Source organism: Gilliamella sp. BG7 (assembly GCF_046635565.1).
Classification (GTDB): domain Bacteria; phylum Pseudomonadota; class Gammaproteobacteria; order Enterobacterales; family Orbaceae; genus Gilliamella; species Gilliamella apicola_P.
Window position 1 is genome coordinate 175,543 of the sequence record NZ_JBIDFB010000001.1, and the last position, 21,515, is coordinate 197,057.

Annotated in this window: 17 protein-coding genes; 10 read left to right on the forward strand and 7 right to left on the reverse strand. The window is 35.9% G+C overall.

All coding sequences use genetic code 11. From position 1 onward, the window contains the following. Positions 1-74: 74 nt before the first annotated feature. The 6 genes from ACGH49_RS00775 (at position 75) to ACGH49_RS00800 (ending at position 3,392) form a co-directional block, all read left to right on the forward strand. The gene (locus tag ACGH49_RS00775) at positions 75-449 is read left to right on the forward strand and encodes a DUF956 family protein (RefSeq protein WP_065609115.1); all 375 of its coding nucleotides are present in this window, start codon (positions 75-77) and stop codon (positions 447-449) included. Between the two features lie 223 nt (positions 450-672). Then, positions 673-921 carry a 30S ribosomal protein S16 gene (rpsP, locus tag ACGH49_RS00780; RefSeq protein ID WP_034900786.1) on the forward strand — a complete coding sequence of 83 codons (249 nt, stop codon included), beginning with the start codon at positions 673-675 and terminating at the stop codon, positions 919-921. A 23-nt stretch (positions 922-944) separates the two neighbouring features. After that, a complete protein-coding gene (rimM, locus tag ACGH49_RS00785; protein WP_296208369.1) occupies positions 945-1,475 on the forward strand; it encodes a ribosome maturation factor RimM in 531 nt (176 codons plus the stop codon). A gap of 16 nt (positions 1,476-1,491) precedes the next feature. Then, positions 1,492-2,244 (forward strand): tRNA (guanosine(37)-N1)-methyltransferase TrmD, encoded by a 753-nt coding sequence (gene trmD, locus ACGH49_RS00790; protein ID WP_065575039.1) that lies wholly within the window; start codon positions 1,492-1,494, stop codon positions 2,242-2,244. A gap of 31 nt (positions 2,245-2,275) precedes the next feature. Continuing rightward, complete coding sequence (gene rplS / locus ACGH49_RS00795; RefSeq protein WP_034913735.1) at positions 2,276-2,626, forward strand: 50S ribosomal protein L19; 351 nt, start codon at positions 2,276-2,278, stop codon at positions 2,624-2,626. A 163-nt stretch (positions 2,627-2,789) separates the two neighbouring features. Next, complete coding sequence (locus tag ACGH49_RS00800; RefSeq protein WP_411587873.1) at positions 2,790-3,392, forward strand: MarC family protein; 603 nt, start codon at positions 2,790-2,792, stop codon at positions 3,390-3,392. Between the two features lie 177 nt (positions 3,393-3,569). Here the strand turns inward: ACGH49_RS00800 and ACGH49_RS00805 are convergent, their stop codons facing one another. From ACGH49_RS00805 to lysA, 4 genes are read right to left on the reverse strand one after another with little or no spacing between them, the layout of a single operon-like run. Then, positions 3,570-4,976, reverse strand: coding sequence for an amino acid permease (locus ACGH49_RS00805; protein ID WP_411587874.1), 1,407 nt, complete (start codon positions 4,974-4,976; stop codon positions 3,570-3,572). Positions 4,977-5,030: 54 nt separating this feature from the next. Further along, positions 5,031-6,137 (reverse strand): alanine/ornithine racemase family PLP-dependent enzyme, encoded by a 1,107-nt coding sequence (locus tag ACGH49_RS00810; RefSeq protein WP_411587875.1) that lies wholly within the window; start codon positions 6,135-6,137, stop codon positions 5,031-5,033. A gap of 24 nt (positions 6,138-6,161) precedes the next feature. Next, complete coding sequence (locus tag ACGH49_RS00815; RefSeq protein WP_065589378.1) at positions 6,162-7,568, reverse strand: APC family permease; 1,407 nt, start codon at positions 7,566-7,568, stop codon at positions 6,162-6,164. 52 nt (positions 7,569-7,620) lie between these two features. Further along, positions 7,621-9,018, reverse strand: coding sequence for a diaminopimelate decarboxylase (gene lysA / locus ACGH49_RS00820; RefSeq protein ID WP_297224909.1), 1,398 nt, complete (start codon positions 9,016-9,018; stop codon positions 7,621-7,623). 249 nt (positions 9,019-9,267) lie between these two features. On the opposite strand from lysA, the gene ACGH49_RS00825 reads away from it, so the two are divergent. After that, entirely contained in the window at positions 9,268-10,704 is a 1,437-nt protein-coding gene (locus tag ACGH49_RS00825) for a sigma-54 interaction domain-containing protein (RefSeq protein ID WP_411587963.1), read from the forward strand. Here ACGH49_RS00825 and ACGH49_RS00830 read toward each other — a convergent pair. From ACGH49_RS00830 to ACGH49_RS00840, 3 genes are all read right to left on the reverse strand, one after another. After that, entirely contained in the window at positions 10,697-11,878 is a 1,182-nt protein-coding gene (locus ACGH49_RS00830; protein WP_411587877.1) for an NAD(P)/FAD-dependent oxidoreductase, read from the reverse strand. The two genes, ACGH49_RS00825 and ACGH49_RS00830, sit on opposite strands and share 8 nt — an antisense overlap. 517 nt (positions 11,879-12,395) lie before the next feature. Further along, a complete protein-coding gene (locus ACGH49_RS00835; protein WP_411587879.1) occupies positions 12,396-13,013 on the reverse strand; it encodes an MFS transporter in 618 nt (205 codons plus the stop codon). Between the two features lie 10 nt (positions 13,014-13,023). Next, a complete protein-coding gene (locus ACGH49_RS00840; protein ID WP_411587881.1) occupies positions 13,024-14,550 on the reverse strand; it encodes a spermidine synthase in 1,527 nt (508 codons plus the stop codon). Positions 14,551-14,806: 256 nt separating this feature from the next. Between ACGH49_RS00840 and gltB the strand changes: the two genes are divergently transcribed. From gltB to ACGH49_RS00855, 3 genes are all read left to right on the forward strand, one after another. Continuing rightward, positions 14,807-19,264 carry a glutamate synthase large subunit gene (gene gltB, locus ACGH49_RS00845; protein WP_411587883.1) on the forward strand — a complete coding sequence of 1,486 codons (4,458 nt, stop codon included), beginning with the start codon at positions 14,807-14,809 and terminating at the stop codon, positions 19,262-19,264. Positions 19,265-19,277: 13 nt separating this feature from the next. Continuing rightward, the gene (locus tag ACGH49_RS00850) at positions 19,278-20,690 is read left to right on the forward strand and encodes an FAD-dependent oxidoreductase (protein WP_411587885.1); all 1,413 of its coding nucleotides are present in this window, start codon (positions 19,278-19,280) and stop codon (positions 20,688-20,690) included. A gap of 424 nt (positions 20,691-21,114) precedes the next feature. After that, positions 21,115-21,459 (forward strand): hypothetical protein, encoded by a 345-nt coding sequence (locus tag ACGH49_RS00855; protein WP_411587887.1) that lies wholly within the window; start codon positions 21,115-21,117, stop codon positions 21,457-21,459. Positions 21,460-21,515 lie beyond the last annotated feature (56 nt).

The following is a 21,515-nucleotide window of genomic DNA, read 5'->3' on the forward strand; positions in this document are numbered from 1 at the left end:
CATTAACCTTTTCATCACACCATGTGATGAAAAGGTATCATTAATCATTCGAACTTTGCATGGATATAGGGTAGATGGTTCAATCATTAAATACTAAAATTGATTTAACAATGAAAGCAACCGCATTTACAGGCTTATCTGAATACGGCAATATAATAATTGGTGACAAAGCCTTCGAGTTTTATCATCAACACGATCCACGCAAATATATCCAAATACCATGGAATGAAATTGATTATGTGATTGCTTCTGTATTATTAGGTGGTAGATGGATCCCTCGTTATTCTATACAAACAAAAAAAAATGGCACATTCACCTTTGCATCTAAAGAGCCCAAGAAGGTATTAAAAGCCATTCGAGTTTATGTTGACGGGCAAAAAATGGTACGCTCACTTGGCTTTTTTGATGTTTTAAAGAGAGCTTTCTTTCACAAAAAGAACAAAAAATAAAAATCACTATTTTATTATATTTATCGATTTCCACTTAAATTAAATAAATTATAGTTAGTATCATTTTTTCCACTCTTTTTTAAGTTAGTTTAAGTCAATCAATATAACACCGCTTCATCAACAAACAGTCATTGCACTTTTTGCTAGAAAGAGTATAATTCTGGGGCTTTGATTTGTCCGTGTTGGGCAGGAAAAAGATTATTTTTTAATTTAAGAGGATGTTATGGTAACTATTCGTTTAGCTCGTGGTGGCTCTAAAAAGCGCCCTTTTTATCAAGTAGTTGTCACTGATAGCCGTAACCCACGTGATGGCCGTTTTATTGAGCGCGTTGGCTTTTTTAATCCAATTGCACAAGGTAAAGCAGAAGAATTACGTTTAGATCTTGATCGCGTAAATCATTGGGTTGGTTTAGGTGCAACTGTTTCTGATCGTGTTAATGCACTAATTAAACAAGCACAAAAAGCTGCTTAATTTAGTAATTGATAATCACTGTAATGATGAATACTGAGAATCTTATTGTTGTTGGTAAACTTGGTTCAAGCTACGGCATTCGCGGATGGCTCAGAATTTTTTCGTTTACAGAATTCCCAGATAGCATTTTTGATTACACTCCTTGGTATATCCAGCGTGCTGGGCAATGGCAAGAGGTAATTGTAGAGAGTTTTAAACCGCATAATCATGATATGATTGTAAAACTTGAAGGCATTGATGATCGTGATCAAGCCATTGCATTAACCAATATTGAAGTGTTTGTTGATGCAGAAAAATTACCAGCACTTAGCAATGGTGATTTTTACTGGAAAGATCTCATTGGGTGCCGAGTTAAAACAGTTAATAACTATGATTTAGGACTGGTAACTGATTTGATGGAAACCGGATCTAACGATGTATTAGTGGTTAAAGCAAATCTAAAAGATGCATTTGGAGCAACAGAACGTTTAATCCCTTTTGTTGATAATCAATTTATAAAACAAGTTGATTTAACAACAAAAATGATTGTGGTCGATTGGGATCCTGCTTTTTAATTGGTAAGGTAAAACTATGTGGATTGGCGTAATTAGCCTTTTTCCAGAAATGTTTCAAGCTATTACCTGTTATGGCGTAACTGGTCGAGCCGTTAAAAACGGGCTGTTAACAGTAGAATATTGGAACCCTCGCGATTTTGCGCATGATAAGCATAAAACTGTCGATGATAGGCCTTATGGTGGTGGTCCCGGCATGTTAATGATGGTTCAACCACTTAAAGATGCAATTCATGCGGCAAAAACAGTGTCAGGTAACAATACAAAAGTAATCTATCTTTCTCCACAAGGGCGCAAATTAGACCAACAAGGTGTTTGTGAATTGTCACAAAATCAAAATTTAATTTTGATTTGTGGACGATACGAAGGTATAGATGAACGCGTTATTCAAACCGAAATTGACGAAGAATGGTCAATTGGGGACTACGTGTTAAGTGGTGGTGAAATACCTGCGATGACCATGATTGATGCATTAGCAAGGTTTATTCCTGGCGTGCTAAATCACCAATCATCGGCAAAAGAAGACTCTTTTGCTAATGGTTTACTTGACTGTCCACACTATACTCGTCCTGAGGTGTTAGATGGAATGGCGGTACCTGACGTATTAATGTCTGGTCACCATGAAGCGATTCGTCGCTGGCGATTAAAACAATCACTAGGACGAACTTGGTTAAGAAGAGAAGATCTTCTTGCAAATCTAGCTCTGACTGATGAAGAGCAATGTTTACTCGCTGAATTCCAACAAGAATATAGTGACAAACTAAGCAATTAATATTTCAGTATAACTAGTAAGAGATAATATTATGAAAAATGCAATTATTCAGCAATTAGAACAAGAACAAATGAAAAAAGACATCCCGTCTTTTCGCCCTGGTGACACGGTTGAAGTAAAAGTATGGGTTGTTGAAGGTAACAAAAAACGTCTTCAGGCTTATGAAGGTGTTGTTATTGGCATTCGTAATCGTGGTTTGCACTCTGCATTTACCGTACGTAAGATTTCGAATGGTGAAGGTGTTGAACGAGTATTCCAAACTCACTCACCAATTGTTGATTCAATTACTGTGAAACGTCGTGGTCAAGTACGTCAAGCTAAACTTTACTACTTACGCGAACTTCGTGGTAAAGCAGCTCGTATCAAAGAGCGCCTTAACTAAATTTTATTGGTTTAATTGTCTAAAACCAATTAAAAAATATCAGATTAAACATGGTCACCTTTTTGGTGACCGTTTTTGTATCTAACAAAAATCATTCCCTAGCAACTAATAATGTTAACAAAATTAAAGGGAATTTAATTGTTATTCTTTGAAAGGTAACACTATGCATGACTATCTTGTTAATATCCTTGCCACAACTGTAAAGCTATTTGCATTAATGACACCTCCTGCTGTTTTAAGTGCATTTTTAAGTGGCACAAAACAATACGACGAACAGCTTAGACGCAAAACAGCACTCAAAACATCCTGTGCCGTATTTATCATCGGTATAGTGCTATTCTTTTTTGGTAATACCATGTTTAGTGTCTTTGGTTTTACTCTTGATGCATTCCGAATTGGTTCTGGAGCGTTGCTATTTATCACTGCAGTGTCACTAATGAATGATTCTCCAGAAAAGAACAAAATTAACAGTGATGACGATATCAGTGTTGTACCCCTTGCAATTCCACTTTGTATGGGACCCGCTTCCATTGGTACTATCATTGTTATGGGAACAAGCTCCGTAGGCTTTGCAGCCAATATGATTGGCGCTGTTTCTTTATTCATTGCATCTTCAGGAATTTATGCAATGCTATTATGTGCAAAAAGTATTGCTAAAGTATTAAAAAACACAGGTATTGCTATCTTATCAAAACTTACTGGGTTACTAATATCAGCTATTGCTGCGCAAGTCGTTTTTACGGGTGTATCAGCTTTTCTAAAATAACTTGTATCAGAAAGGATTTCATCAAGATTATACCAAGCAAACGCACTTAACTTAGTGCCTTAAAATAAAGATAAATCACAAATAGTAAAAACATTAATAATCTGATTTTAAAAATTAAATGTAATCACCTAAACCGATTTATTAGGTGATTACAAACAAATTAATAGGTCAATAAAATTAATCTAACGTTTTTATTATTAAAGAATTTCGTTTCTTATAGAAAAAGTAAGAAACCAAAATAATTATTACTAAAACAACTTCTGATAATAAAATAAAATGCCCTGACTCCCCAAACCAAACACCAATAATAATCACAATATTAACAATAATAGAAACCCCTGCCAGCCAAGGAAATAATGGCGATTTGAACTTTACCATCTCTTTGGGATATTTACCGTTATTTACTCCCTTACGGAACTGATATTGACACCAAGCAATAATAATCCATGCAAAACATCCCACTTGCCCTGTTCCCGCTACTAAATAAATATACAATTTTTCAGCGGCAATATATTTCGAAAATAGTGAAACTAGCGCAATAATAGCAATAAATAAAATACCTTTTGTGGGCACTCCACGCTTATTTACGTCTGAAAAATATTGAGGTGCGAGTTTATCTTGAGCCATAGACCACAGCATTCTTGAACTGGCATAAATTGCAGAATTAGCCGCCGATATTGCCGCACAAAAAATAACAAAAAGCATTAAATACGAAGCTATTGAAATTCCTGCTTTATTAAATACCCACACAAATGGGCTAATTTCAGAATGAACCGTTCCATATGGATAAACAAGGGCTAAAACAGCAATAGCCAGAACATAAAATAGAATAATGCGAAAAGCAACACCAGTAATAATTTTGGGTAACACAGACTGTGGAGATTGCGCCTCACCAGCTGCACTACCAATTAATTCGACGCCCTGAAAGGAATAGGTCACGATAGTCATACAAACAAATATGGCTAAAAAACCATTAGGAAACCACCCTTTTTCGGTTTTAAATGTTGGTAAAATATGCGTTTGGGTATACTGGTGATTAAGTAAATAAATCCCCACCCCAATAAATGCAATAATCGCAAGAACCTTAATAGTTGAAAACCAATACTCACTTTCTCCAAATGCACGAACAGAGGTTAAATGCACTGAAGTAAGAACAATTAGAATTAATAGACTAAAAAGATAAATAGGAATCGAAGGGAAGGTTTGGTGAGCAATCATTGAAGCAGCAGTTAAATCTGCCGCCATAGACAGTACCCAACTAAGCCAATACAACCAACCGATGGTATAACTCCAAATCGGATTGGGTATAAACATCAACGCATAGTGTTGAAATGAACCTGCATGAGGGAATGCACAAGAAAGTTCACCTAAACATAACATAGTTGAAAGCATTATGCTTCCTGCCATTAAATAAGCAATAATTGTTCCTAACGGACCAACTGTGCTAAGTGGAGCTGCAATACCAATAAATAATCCAGTACCAATTGATCCACCTAATGAAATCATCAATAAATGACGATTTTTTAGGTTTTTCTTTAAATTACTACTGGGATAAGGGTTTTCTTGTGATTCAGATGTTGTCATATAAACCGCCTAGTAATTAATAAAAACTGCTGGTTACCCAGCAGTTAACACAAATTAATAAATAAACCGTTTTTCTACACCATTAGTTTGACAAGCCATTAGTAAAGCAGTGTAATCAAGCTCAAATCCAATAACATCGCCAACACGAAGTGTTTGAGTAACATCTTCAATATCAACCAAGGTATGATCACTGGTTTGACCCAATACAGTAATATCATCATTGATGGGTATACAGCTTTCTGCTGGCACATCTTGACGTCCAAAGGCAAGAAGTGCTCGTTTGCGTGTACCGCTATCAACAAAGGTTTTACTGTTTAAAAAAGCATCTACACCTAATTCACCAACAGGAACTGTTGGTTTACTATTGAGTTCAATGATTTGCGCATATAATTTGTAAATATTACTACATGCTTTATCAACGGGTTTATTTGAATGATGAAACTCGTCAAGATATTTCATATCCACATATTCAATACCAAACTCGTGTAAACCACCAATTCTCAAATGATTTAATCCTTCTGGCCAAATACCTTTATCCAATAAGTGGTAACTGGTACAATTACCGGCCGATAAATACTTTATTTTAATATTACAAACTTGCTCTACTTTACGCGCTATTTTTAAAAAGTCTACTCCATTTTTAACTGTAGGTAGTACAGTACCATAGCAATTAAAATTGGTGCCGAGCCCATAGAGCTCAACACCGGGTAAAGAAAGAATAAGTTTAACCGTATCAATGATTTCATCAATATGTTCAAACCAAATACCTTCGCGTAAATCCCCCATATCAACCATTAATAAAACTTGATGTACTTTTTGTTGTTTAACGGCTTCATCAGAAAGTGTCTGAATTACTGCTTTTTCGCTGTTTAAGCTAATATCAGCATATCTAACAACATCACTAATTTCACTTAAACAAGGGCTCCGTAATAAGCAGGTTTTACAATTTAAAGCATCTTTTAATTTCTTTAAATTGTATGTTCTTGATTCAGCAATCACATCAATACCGCCTTCAAGTACTGCTTTGGCCGTTTCAACACAACCATCAAAAACTTTATTAACAGCCATAACCTCAATACCGTGTTTAGCTAATAGATCTTTTTCAACACGAGCATTATTTCTTAATTTGCGTAAATCAATTTCTAATATAGGTTTGTACATAATTTTACTCCTCTATATATTTTACTACTGCAAACGGTTACGTTTTTGGGCTCGATAATAAATCCATTCAGCTAAACCAATGGCAAGTACTGCACCACCAACAATTTTAGCAATATATTCGACATACCCCCCCATATCTATTTGCGCAGGTGGAATAAACACTAATACCACAGCAAATAGAGTAGATAAGAAACCAAGTGCTGGTAACACAATTGGCAACACCTTACCCGGAATTTTAAAACTACGAGCAACATCTGGTTGAGTAATACGTAAACGATAATATGCAATAAACATCACTAAGTACGGAATAAAGTAACAAATTGTCGTTAACGCTGTTAACATCCAATATGCTGCTGCAATACTTGGCGACACAAAAGTTGAAAAACAAAGTACTGTAACAATAATAGCTTGAATAATTAACGCAAAGGCTGGTGTTTTATATACTGGATGTAAACGACCGATGCGTTCTCCAAGCAAATTATCTTCTTTTGATGCTTCTTGTAGCATATAAATCGGACCAACTAACCATGAGTTTATTTGTCCTAACGCACCAAAAAACAAACAAATTGCCATTACTGGTAATAACCAAGGCATATGCAATTCTTTAGCTGCGGCTTCCATTGCTTGCATAACACCCGCTACGATATCAGTATCCGCTGCTGGCAATAAAGTATTAATAGCCCATGTTCCGACCATATAAATACCAACAATTACCACTGCAGAAACCAACATTGCTTTTGGAAAGTCTCGTTGTGGATCTCGTGTACGCCCTGCAATCATTGGAGCCACCTCAAGACCAGCAAATGCGAACATCATGCTAGATAGAAAAACAATAGTATCCCAACTACTTAAATCAGGTAACCAATCACTAACATGACTATAGCTTGTAGCCATAGGATGCCCTGTGAATAACCATACAACAGCTAATAGCACAATAATAGCGGCTGGAATAAATACACCAAGCCATGCACTCACACTATTAATAATTTTAGTCCATTGCATCCCTTTAATATTCATCAGTGTTAAAATCCAGAATACCACCATAGAGCCAACACCAATAAATACTTGATTTTGAGCTAACTCAGCGCTAAACATATACCCAATTGCAGTAAAACCAAATTGCAACATTAACGGGAAGAAAAGGACGCAAGAGAACAAAAAGCAAACAACAACTATCCAACCGATACGTTTACCAAATGCTTCTTTTACCCAAACAAAAATTCCACCATCTTTTGGCCAACCTGTTGAAAGTTCGCCACAAACCATAGCTAATGGGAAGAAAAGACAAAATGCAGCAAGTAACCAAAGTACCATTGCTGACGCCCCATAAGGAGCAACATTAGGAATTTGACGCAAACTTAGTATTGCAATGACATTCATAAAAACAATGTCTTTAATACCAAGTAAACTTGAATCTTTAGAATCACTCATAATAACCTCACTTTATCATATCTGGAGCATCAAATGCTCCAGATATTGATGATTAATATATGTCGTATCCAACCATATCTTCGTAAGTGTCCTCACGGCGAATCAATCTATCCTTGCCTTCTTTATCTATCATTACAACAGAAGTACGAGGACGATTGTTATAAACAGTTTGGCTTTCGATGGTATAAGCACCAGCATCAAGGAAAGCAACAATATCACCGATTTGAGTGTCTTTTGGCATTAAGAATTCTTCACCTTTAACACCGACATGGAAATAGTCACCACCATCACATAAAGGACCTGCCAATTTGATGTATTCATCATGTGTTTCATTGATTTTTGAAGCATTATAAACATAGAAGAACCAATCAAAATGTTGACTATCAGATAGCACACTATAACCAGCATCAACAAATTTCCACTCAACATGCTCTTCAATATTGCCATCTAAATCATAATTGGTTTTACGTTTTTCACAGGCAACTTCAGTTACAAGCACACCTGCTGAGCCTGTTACTTTACGGCCTGGCTCAATACAGATTTCAACATCAGTGCGCCATTTGTGTACTTCACTAATAACAGCATCAGCAAAATCTTTTGCAGTAATACCTGCATACATATTATCTTCTAATGGATTACCATTTTCTTCATCATATTTATAAGGAACAGGGATCCCCCCACCTACGTTGATTAAATCAAATTTAATACCAAGCACTTCTTCTAAGCGACGTGATTCATCAACTAAAACTTTCGTAGCTTTAGCAAAAGGCTCTGATTCTGGAACCTGATCACCAACGTGCATATGTAAACCGCGTAAATGAACATATGGCATTTCTAAAATACGACGACATGTTTCTTCTGCTTGTTCTAAATCGATACCTGATTTAGCATGATAAGCAGTGACTAATTCTGCGTGAGTTGCTGACGGAACATTTGGTTCAACACGCACACAAACATTTGCTACCTTTTTCAAACGTCTTGAAATCTCATCAATAATATCAAGCTCATATAAGCTATCTACGTTGATAATATACAGATCATTTTGGATAGCAAACTCTAAATCCACTGGTTTTTTAACAACACCATTAAATACAATTTGGCTACCAGGGAAACCGATATCTAAACATTTACGCACTTCAAACATTGAGTTCGCTTCGGCATAAATTCCTGCATCTTTAATCGCTTTAAGAACGCCCATTACTGAACAAGTTTTTGATGCATAGAAAATTTTTGTTTTTGGATGAGCTTTAAATGCCTCTTTAATTTCTTGCACATTACGATCAATCTCCTTTTCAGAAAACACATAAAAAGGCGTTGGATATTTTTTGGCTAACTCTTCTAAATTAACACCATCAAAACAAAGTTTGCCACTTTCAGCGCTAAAACGACGATCTTTAGTTACAAGATCAGTACGTAATTTGTTATAATTTGACATAATTTTGTCGGACATATAGCCTCCAGTTAATGATTACATAAAAAATAAGTAAAATGGTTTCTCACTTGTTGTGCAATCAGCATGCCAACTTTAAAAACAAAAATAATCAATATATTAATAAACAAAGCGCAAGTAAAAATTTAGTCATTTAGTATAAAATCCATTTTTATGACAAAAATTTGTCATTTTTATATGATAATTAACAGGCGTTTAAATTAAACAAAGCTAAATATAACAAATCACCCTAGTTCAAAAGGCACGAATATCATGACAATCGACCCTGAATTATTACAATCATTGGAAATATTTAAACATTTTTTTGATTTAATCCATCAACCAATGGCGATTATTGATAAAGAAGGCAAATATGTTTATTACAATCAGGAAAGTGCTGAACTTGATGGTTACCCTATAGAACAAGCTATAGGAAAACCAATGCTTAAAGTTTATCCCAAGATGCGAAAAGAAGACAGCACGATGTTGCAAGCCCTACAACATGGGAAAGAATATCAAAACAATTACCAAAGCTATTATAACCATGTAGGTAAACTTGTAGATTATATGCACACAACAGTTCCTCTTTATAATAAAAATCAAAAAATTATCGGCGCAATAGAAATAGGTCGAAATTTATCTACTGTTAGGCAATTACAAGACCAAGTATTCAAGCTCAATAGCAAGTTATATCAAAATAAAGAACAACCATTACCAGAAATTGTTTTTGTATCAAAAACAATGCAAGAGGTTATCGATCAAACTAACATCTTGGGAGCAAATGATGTTCCTGTATTAATAGTTGGCGAAACAGGAACAGGTAAAGAGCTATTTGCTCGTTTAATCCACCAAACAAGCCAACGCCGTGACAAAGCATTTATCTCGCTCAACTGTAGTGCACTACCAACCACACTGATTGAAAGCACCCTATTTGGTACGGTCAAAGGCGCATTTACGGGTGCTGAAAACCGACAAGGTTATTTAGAACTGGCTAACGGAGGCACATTATTCCTTGATGAATTAAATGCTATGCCTCTTGAAATGCAAAGTAAATTATTACGATTCTTACAAGAAAAAACCTACTGGCAATTAGGTGGTAATAAAGAAATGCATTCAGATGTTCGTATTGTTGCTGCCATGAATGAACCACCTACAGAACTATTAAAAACAGGAAAAATGAGAAGTGATCTGTTTTTTCGCTTAAACGTTGGTTTAATAAAACTCCCCGCTTTACGCGACAGAACAGAAGATATTCCGGTGTTAGCACGCTATTTTATTGATAAACATAAAAACGACGTCAATGTTGTAATTAGCGGTATCAGTGAATATGCACTACAACAATTAATATCAGCTCCTTGGCCCGGTAATGTCCGTATGCTTGAAAATACAATTGTCAGAAGTATGGTATTACAAAACGAACCGGGTGAATTACAGAATATTGTCCTTGATGAAGATCTATTCGATCTTAATAGTTCATCTTCTCAAAACGATGATATCAATAAACCAGAAAATTTACCTATCAACACATCTACTGATGGAAACAACTTAATTGAACAAGTTGAAAACTATGAACGACAACTTATCATTAACGCATTAAATCAAGCCAACGGCAAAATTATAACGGCGGCAAAACTATTAAACATTTCACGCACAACGTTACAATACAAAGTAAAAAAATACCATATTCAAATGGGCGTAATTAATTAAACGATCGAGCACAAGCAAATGCACTACTCCATGCCCATTGAAAATTATAGCCACCTAACCAGCCTGACACATCGACAACCTCACCAATAAAATAGAGGTTGGGGTGTGTTTTAACTGCCATAGTTTTGGAAGACAACGCATCAGTACTTATACCACCAAGAGTCACCTCCGCAGTACGATAACCCTCAGTCCCATTTGGAGTAATATGCCAATGTGTTAAAGCATTATACAAGTCTTGCTGTTGTTTGGGATTAATTTGCTTAACTATTATATCGTTTATCAAATTGAGCTGTATTAACACCTCAACAAGCCTTTTAGGTAAAACCTGTGCTAAACAATTTTTTATAGTTTGATTACGATTCTGCTCTAATAATGGTTTAAACGATGATTCGAATGTGAAATCAGGTAATAAATTAATAGTAATTGACTCTCCAGCCTGCCAATAGCTTGATATTTGCAAAATAGCTGGTCCTGAAATTCCTCGATGAGTAAATAATAGATTCTCCTTAAAACTAACTCTTTCATTAGAAACTTCAACAGCAACAGCAATACCAGACAAGGTTGATAATATATCAAGTAAAGGTTTATGTAACGTGAACGGTACTAATCCTGCTTTGACTGGTATAACTGGAATAGCCAATTTTTCGGCAATTTTATAGCCAATTGAAGTCATACCAAGGGCAGGCATCGATAAGCCTCCCGTAGCAATAATAAGATTATCACTATCAATAATGCCTTGAGAAGTATGTAATTTAAATCCTATTTTATCACTGCTAATATCTTCAACCTGTGTCTGCATCATAAAATGAACATGCCCTTTTTGACACTCGTTTAATAGCATATCAACAATATCTTGCGCTGAATTATCACAAAATAATTGCCCATGATCTTTTTCATGGTAAGCAATACCATACTGATTTACTAATTGGATAAAGTCCCACTGAGTAAATTGTTTCAAAGCTGACTTACAAAAATGAGGATTGCAAGAAATATAATTACTAGGTTCAACCATTAAATTAGTAAAATTACATTTACCACCACCAGACATTAGAATTTTACGTCCTAACTTTTTACCATTATCAATCACAGTAACATCATACCCCTTTTGCCCCAGTAAACCTGCGCAAAAAAGCCCAGCGGCGCCAGCACCCACAATCGTAATTTTAGTTTGCATTATTAATAGATCAAAAATAAAAGATAACAAATTATAACAGTATACAATTGTCACTCATAGTTATTGAATCTAACAGCAGATTTTATACTCAAACACCTAGTTACCGGAAACTTTTTAACAAGAAAGAAAAAGAACTTATATCCCATTTTCTAAAGCCAAATTTAAAATCAACGCCTTAACTTATAAAAAACAAAATAAATCATAAAGGTAAATACTACTATTAGCTTTATTAATAACGTTTATATAACTTATTAAAAGATCGACTTATAAATAATATTTATTAAGTCAGCATTCTTTTTATTCTTCATACAATTATAAAGGTATGATTATGCAATTTTTATAAAAGGAGGGTAAATATATCAAAATAATCTTTATTACTTATTTAAACTTAATTAGTAGTAAAAAGCTTGTATTATTAAAATAATTAACTAATTGATTTTAATAATATATTGATAAACCAGCGACAACTATCACCGATTTATCATTTTTAATATCTTTATAGTACTATTCTATCTTCTTATCCGCTCTTTTTTATTCGTATTTTATTTAAAAATAGATAAGCAGATATAGCAACAACAAAATTTTCTAGTGCAGCAAATATTGTTACAACATTAAGAGCAAAATAGTTAAATAAAATAAATCCTGTCAAAATTGCACCAATTGCCGCACCAAAAGTATTAATCGCATAAAGATGTCCAGTTGTTTGACCAATATTTTTCCAAAACTGTGCTATATAAGTAATTAAAATTGGAAGTGTTGCTCCCATCAAAAGAGCTGGAATAAGCACCAATAAGAAATTAACAATTGCAACAACAATTAAATTGTAAACAATAAAGATATCACCGACAAATAAAATAAGTTGATAACTAATTATTCCAAATAAACCAATTCCAAATTCACTAAAACAAAAAAACTGTAGTGCTTTATTTGGGTATTTATCAACAATTTTTCCTCCTCCAAGAGCGCCTAAACCAAGTCCTAACATAAATGCCGATACAATGATTGCCACAGAATCAACATCAGAACCAAAAGCCGAATAAAGAGCTCGTTGCCAAGCAACTTGATAAGTTAAACCACTCATTCCAGAAATAAAAAATAGCGTGCTTAATAGTAGTGATTGTTTCTTACTTAACATAAAAGCGTCCTTAATTATTTTTCCAAAAACCATATTTATATTCAGTTATCATATTACTATCGGTAATAATTTCTGTATCTCTTCCTAAGTTATAAAGCTTTTCAACTTCATCTAGACTTAACAGTTTGGTTGCTAATGTTTTTTGGTAAGCGCCATTTTTAAGTTGTTTGGAAGCTTCATTAAACAATAGCTTACCATCTAAAACTAACTTATCGAGACTCTCTTTCGCTACACCTTCATCTATTTTAATCATTGAATCAGAAGCATAAATAAAACCCATAGTGCCCCAATAAGCATGTTTAAATACCGATTGTGCCGTTTTTAATGTATCTAGCGAACGAGTACTATTAAATGCCAAAATACCATTAGGATTTAATGAATTATGTAATATATTCATCATCTCTTGCGATAATAGATTGGTTGTACCTGAACGCCAATGATAAGTGGTATTCATGATAATTAAATCATATTTTTTATCACTATTTCGTTTAAGCCAACGTCGACCGTCATCAATATAGATATTAATTCGATGATCATCTAGTATTGGAGAAACAACTGGGTATTGTTTAATAATATCCAAGTAACCTTTATTAATTTCAATGCCGTCAATCGTTTCTAATGTAGGGAAACTTGATAGAGCACGCGTCCAAGCCCCACCACTAACACCAATAACCAGCACTTTTTTAGGATTTGGATGAATTGCCGCTAATAGATAAAGCCGGTTTAAGTCATTTATATCATTATCAGGATCTATATTTAAAATACCATCATACATTCGATTTCCTAATACAATATTTTTCCTTCCATCCCTATTGTCATTGGCAATATGAATTATACCATAGCGATTTTCAATATAAGAATTAATAGATATGTCTTGTTCGAAGCTATCTCTAAAAATATAATCAGAGTGTTTATCTACAAAATAAAAGCAACTAATACCAAGTATAGCAAAGGCAGAAACAGAAACTGCCGATTTTTTAATTATCATCAAGCCACCTAATAAGATACAAACAATACCTATTAAAATAAACATTGATGAAATAGAAATATAATCAAGGAGAACTCCGCCAATTAATAAACTACCAAGTGTTGAGCCAATAATATTAAAAAAATAGACTTTAGAAACTGAAGCACCTACTTTTCCATTGCCAATATTCGTACCTAAATGGTGCACAATTGGAAATAATATTGCCTTTAAAGCTGCAACGACAAATATTAAAATACTACATATACGTATACATTGAGTTAAGCTATTTGGTTGATTTATGCTTTGAATAATAAATGGAATCAATATATCAATAAAACCAGCAAAAATTAAAACCATTCCTCCGACCAATAGTAGGTTCGAATAGCGTGTACAAATTGCTTTACCTCGACTTGCACCAAAAGCAATACCTAATAGAAAAAAGAACAGTACAAGTGCAAAAGCATAAGGAGCACCACCTAACATAAAGCTAACGATTCTAAACCATAGCATTTCTTGACCTAAGCTCATTAATCCAACTAAAAGTGAAATGCACCAAGCAAAATATTTCATAGTGTTTTCCTCTATCCTAAATAACTATTATTATTTATAACTATTATAGTAAACATATAATTAATTGCTAATGTTTTATACAATTATTCATTTTACATCAAATAAAATTAGCTTCATTAATAACGCTATATTGGAAGATTAACTTATAAGTAATATTTATTTGACCAAAAACTAATTTTTGATTAACTTCACACGCAATATGGAATTAAAGCCTATTCCTTCTTAAATTATAAAACGATGAATTAGAGGCAATGATATGTTATATAACCAGTATCATGAAAAAGATAACTGTGGATTTGGTTTAATTGCTCACATTGAAGGACAACCAAGTCATAAAGTGGTGCGTACTGCAATTCACGGACTTGCCAGAATGCAACACCGTGGTGCTATTTTATCAGACGGTAAAACTGGTGATGGCTGTGGACTTTTATTACAAAAACCCGATCGATTTTTTAGATTAGTGGCACAAGATGCGGGCTGGCGTTTAGCAAGTAATTATGCCGTTGGTATGTTGTTTTTGAGCCAAGATGAAAAAGAAGCTCAAATTAGCCGTGATATTGTCGAAGAAGAATTAGCCAATGAAACCTTATCTATTTTAGGTTGGCGTGAAGTACCAATTGATAAAAGTGTGCTTGGTGAAATTGCCCTATCATCATTGCCTAAAATTGAACAAGTCTTTGTTAATGCACCCGCTGGATGGACAAAAATTGATTTAGAACGCCGCCTATACATGGTGCGCCGTCGAATTGAAAAACGGGTACAAGACGATACATTTTACGTTTGTAGCTTCTCAAATCAGGTCAATATCTATAAAGGCTTATGTATGCCTAAAGATTTACCTCGATTCTATCTAGATTTGGCTGACATCCGAATGGAAACAGCAATTTGTTTATTTCATCAACGTTTTTCAACCAATACTGTTCCTCGTTGGCCATTAGCGCAACCTTTTCGGCATTTAGCTCATAATGGTGAAATCAATACTATTGAAGGTAATAGACAATGGGCACAAGCACGTTCCTATAAATTTAAAACTCCACTCATTCCGGACTTACAAGATGCGGCACCTTTTGTTAATGTCACAGGTTCTGATTCAAGTTCATTAGATAACATGCTTGAGCTATTTCTTGTAGGAGGAATGGATATTGTACGAGCTATGCGCTTATTGGTTCCACCTGCATGGCAAAATAATCCTAACATGAACGAAGATCTGCGTGCTTTTTTCGACTTCAACTCAATGCATATGGAACCTTGGGATGGTCCTGCCGGTATTGTAATGTCTGACGGTCGTTATGCCGCATGTAACTTAGACCGTAACGGATTACGTCCTGCACGTTATGTAATAACGACAGACAAACTCATTACCTGTGCATCCGAAATCGGTATTTGGGATTATCAACCTGACGAAGTCGTCACTAAAGGACGCGTTGGTCCAGGTGAATTGTTAGTTATAGACACTGAAGAAGGTCGCATTTTACAATCGTCTGAAACAGACAACGATTTACAAAAACGTCATCCATATAAAGAATGGATGGAAAAAAATGTTAAAAGACTGATCCCTTTTGAAAACCTACCTGATGATAACATTGGCTCTCGATATTATGACGATATCTTGCTAGCAACTTATCAAAAACAATTTGGTTATAGTGTTGAAGAGCTAGACCAATGTATTCGAGTGCTAGGTGAAAACGGTCAAGAAGCCACCGGCTCAATGGGCGATGACACACCATTTGCGGTACTATCAACAAGGCCTCGCTCAATTTATGATTATTTTCGTCAAAAATTTGCTCAGGTAACAAATCCGCCTATCGACCCACTACGCGAATCACACGTTATGTCACTTTCAACCAGTATTGGCCGTGAAATGAACGTGTTTGCCGAAGCAGAAGGTCAGGCGCATCGTGTTGCGTTCAAATCCCCTGTTTTGGTCTATTCAGATTTTAAACAATTAACAGCATTAGAATCACGTTATTACAAATCAGAATCCTTAGATATCACTTATGAAATCGATGGTAGCCTGCGCGATGCCATTGAACAATTATGTGGTGATGCTGAAGCAAAAGTTCGCAATGGCACGGTATTATTGATTTTATCAGATAAAAATATAGCACCTGATCGCTTACCAATTCCTGCGCCTATGGCAGTTGGAGCTGTTCAGCAACGCTTAGTTGAAAAAAACTTACGTTGCGATGCTAATATCATTGTCGAAACCGCAGGCTGCCGTGATCCACATCAATTTGCGGTACTTCTTGGTTTTGGTGCAACCGCAATTTACCCTTATTTAGCCTACGAAATCTTAGGCCAAATGATCGATAATAGCACAATAAAAAAATCTTACCGTGAAGCCATTCTTAATTATCGTAATGGAATTAACAAAGGCTTATATAAAATTATGTCAAAAATGGGCATTTCAACCGTCGCCTCTTACCGCTGTTCAAAACTATTTGAAGCAGTTGGTTTAAATAAAGAGGTTGTTGAACTTTGTTTCCAAGGAGTTACTAACCGTATTAATGGTGCCAATTTTGATGATTTTGCACAAGATCAATTTAACTTATCAAAAAGTGCATGGCTGAAAAGAAAACCATTAGAACAAGGTGGGTTACTTAAATATGTTCATGGTGGTGAATATCATGCTTATAATCCTGATGTAGTACAGTCACTACAAAAAGCAGTCAATAATGGCAATTATGAAGATTACAAACGCTATGCTGATATCGTCAACAACCGCCCTATTGCCACCTTGCGTGATTTATTAAAGCTCAATCCACCTGAAAACACAGCTATTCCACTTGATCAAGTCGAACCAGAAGAATCACTGTTCAAACGCTTTGACTCGGCAGCCATGTCAATTGGTGCGCTAAGCCCTGAAGCACATGAATCCCTTGCCGAAGCAATGAACACGCTCGGTGGTTTTTCAAATTCAGGCGAAGGCGGTGAAGATCCAGCTCGCTACAACACCATAAAAGTATCACGCATAAAACAAGTTGCATCAGGTCGTTTTGGTGTAACACCAAGTTACTTAATGAGTGCCGATGTTATTCAAATCAAAGTAGCACAAGGAGCAAAACCGGGGGAAGGTGGTCAGTTACCTGGCGACAAAGTCACACCATATATTGCTAAATTGCGTTTTTCTGTACCGGGTGTCACACTTATTTCACCACCACCTCATCACGACATTTACTCGATTGAGGATTTGGCACAATTAATATTTGACCTAAAACAGATTAACCCTAATGCCATGATTTCGGTTAAATTAGTATCAGAGCCAGGCGTTGGCACAATCGCAACTGGAGTTGCTAAAGCCTATGCCGACTTAATTACCATTTCAGGCTATGATGGTGGAACAGGCGCCAGCCCATTAACTTCAGTCAAATATGCTGGTTCTCCATGGGAATTAGGGTTGGTTGAAACTCAGCAATCATTAGTCGCCAATGGGTTACGTCACAAAATACGTTTACAAGTAGACGGTGGTTTAAAAACGGGTACCGACATTGTCAAAGCAGCTATTTTAGGTGCTGAGAGTTTTGGATTTGGAACAGGACCAATGGTTGCCTTAGGTTGTAAATATCTGCGTATTTGCCACCTTAATAACTGTGCAACGGGTGTTGCAACGCAAGACGACAAACTGCGTAGCGAACATTATCATGGCCTGCCAGAAAAAGCGATAAACTATTTCCGCTTTATTGCGCGTAACACGCGAGAAATTATGGCCGAGCTAGGTGTCAGTCGTATCGTCGATTTGATAGGACGCACCGATCTGTTATTAGAACTTGATGGCATCACGGCAAAACAACAAAAACTTGACCTATCAGGACTGCTTGAAACAGCAAAACCTATTGATGGCAAACCAGTTTATTGTATTGAAGACAATAAACCATTTGATAAAGGTGTGCTAAATAAAGAGATCATCACACAAGCACAACAATTTGTTGATAATCGCCAAAGCCAAAGCCTCTATTTTGATATACAAAATACCGATCGCTCTGTAGGTACTAGTTTATCTGGCTATATTGCCAAAAAATATGGTGACCAAGGTCTTGTTGCTGATCCTATTTCGCTTAACTTTAACGGCACTGCGGGTCAAAGTTTTGGTGTTTGGAACGCTGGAGGTGTGGATTTAACACTCACAGGCGATGCCAATGATTATGTTGGTAAAGGCATGGCTGGCGGTCGTATTGTGATTCGACCACCGCAAGGCTCAGCATTTTTAAGCCATGAAGCAACCATTGCCGGTAATACCTGCTTATATGGTGCAACTGGAGGAAAACTCTTTGCCGCTGGACGTGCTGGAGAACGATTTGCGGTACGTAATTCTGGTGCAATTAGTGTTGTTGAAGGCATTGGAGACAATGGCTGTGAATATATGACAGGCGGTATTGTCTGCGTATTAGGTAAAACAGGAGTTAACTTTGGTGCAGGTATGACAGGTGGTTTTGCTTATATTTTAGATGAAGATAGTGATTTCCATAAACGCATAAATAAAGAGTTAGTGGAACTATTGAATGTTGCTGATTACTCAATTCACGAAGAACATTTACGTGGTTTAATAATGGAGCACGCTCAACTTACCCATTCATCACGCGCGGAAGAAATTTTGGCTAATTGGGATGATTATTCAAAACAATTTGTATTAGTCAAACCCAAATCGAGTGATGTAACAGCGCTACTTGGGCACCGCAGTCGCTCATCAGCAGAATTACGTATTCAAGCACAGTAAGGAGAACACGAAAATGAGCCAAAATGTTTATCAATTTATCGATTTACAACGTGTTGATCCGCCTAAAAAATCGTTAAACATTCGCAAAATTGAATTTGTTGAAATTTATGAAGGATTTTCTGCTCCACAATCACAAGCGCAGGCTGATCGTTGCCTTGCTTGTGGCAACCCATATTGTGAATGGAAATGCCCTGTGCATAACTATATACCCAATTGGTTAAAACTGGTTAATGAAGGCAAAATATTAGAAGCGGTTGAACTCTCACATCAAACCAACAGCCTGCCTGAAGTTTGTGGCCGAGTTTGCCCACAAGATCGCCTTTGCGAAGGCTCTTGTACTTTAAATGCTGAATTTGGCGCAGTTACCATAGGTAATATAGAGCGTTATATTACTGATGAAGCCTTTAGAATGGGTTGGAAACCTAATTTATCAAACGTCGAAAAAACAGGATTGAAAGTTGCAGTTATTGGTGCTGGTCCTGCTGGCCTTGCTTGTGCCGATGTCTTAGTCCGCAATGGCGTAACGCCAGTAGTGTTTGACCGTCACCCTGAAATTGGTGGACTACTCACCTTTGGCATCCCAGCGTTTAAACTTGATAAAGAAGTATTAATCAACCGAAGACATATTTTTACTGAAATGGGCATTGAGTTCCGTCTAAATACTGAGGTCGGTAAAACGGTACAATTAACCGACTTAATCAACGAATTTGATGCGGTTTTTGTGGGTGCTGGAACTTATCAATCAATGCGAGCGGGTCTTCAAAACGAAGACGCCAACGGCGTTTATGATGCCTTACCATTTTTAATTGCCAACACTAAACACATAATGAAACATGCGCAAACCCAAGATACCCCATACATTGACATGAAAAACAAACGTGTTGTGGTATTAGGTGGTGGTGATACTGCAATGGACTGTGTACGAACATCTATTCGTCAAGGTGCAACTGAAGTTACTTGTGCTTATCGCCGAGACGAAGCCAACATGCCGGGCTCAAAACGAGAAGTCAAAAACGCCAAAGAAGAAGGCACACAGTTCCAATTTAACGTACAACCTCTCAGCATTGAAATTAACAGTACAGGACAAGTAACAGGCATAAAAATGGTAAGGACAGAACTCGGCGAGCCAGATGCAAAAGGACGACGCTCGCCAGTAATTATCGAAGGTTCTGAATTTATTCTTCCTGCCGATGCAGTAATTATGGCTTTTGGATTCAAACCACATGCCATGCCTTGGCTTGCTCAGCATGGTGTCGAATTTGACCCACAAGGCAAAATCATCGCACCCGAAGCTAACAGCTACCAAACCACCAATCCAAAAATCTTTGCTGGTGGCGATGCTGTTCGTGGTTCTGATCTAGTTGTCACTGCCATTAGCGAAGGTCGCAAAGCGGCTGAAGGTATCTTAGATTACTTAGAGATTTAGCGACTATCTTGCTTTAAATAAAAATTACTTTAAATAAAAAACAAGCCCGCTTTAAAACAGCGGGTTTTTAATGCTTAATTTATTGTATTGTTATCCAAGCAATTTATAACAATTATTCACTAAAAAAGCTTCATTTATATGGTTTATTTTATTAAAATTTTTGCGTTCGAGAAATATTTTGTTATCTAAGTAAAAATATAAGCTGTGAATTTTTGTTGCCCCTTGCCGCTCTCAACTTATACGGCGGTTGCTTTCTTTTGTTATTATCCTTTTTTCAACCGTCAACTCATGCTATAAACGAAAATAGTGCATGTTTATAGAAAATACTGAAATGTTTATCTATAGTATAATCAGTATAATCAAAAATTACATCTTTATAATAATTGTTTTTCATTTTGACAAAAAATGCTAACATATTGCTATTATGGTAATCACTAATTATTGGCAAAAACTTAGCAAATGCTTAATTATTAAAACCGCTTTCCCGCACTTATTATTAGGTGTGATTGCTACTGTGTTCAGTTTATGCCAACACAATGCACTTCCTACAGAATCTTCAGTTTCGCAAATTGGAATTATTGCAATTGCATCTATTGTGCAAGATCACAAAGAAGTAGATCGAAAAAAATCCCAAACGCTACCGCAGTTACAAAAGCAATGTATTGTAGCACTTTTTATCAGACCCAATTATATTGAGCTTTCACCAAGTAAAGTTATCCGACTATCTCCCTATAACGGCATACGAGCCGGACCTATAGCTACCGCTTAATGATATTATCACGCAAATAAAATTAATTTTTATATAAGGCTAATGCCCTAGATCCG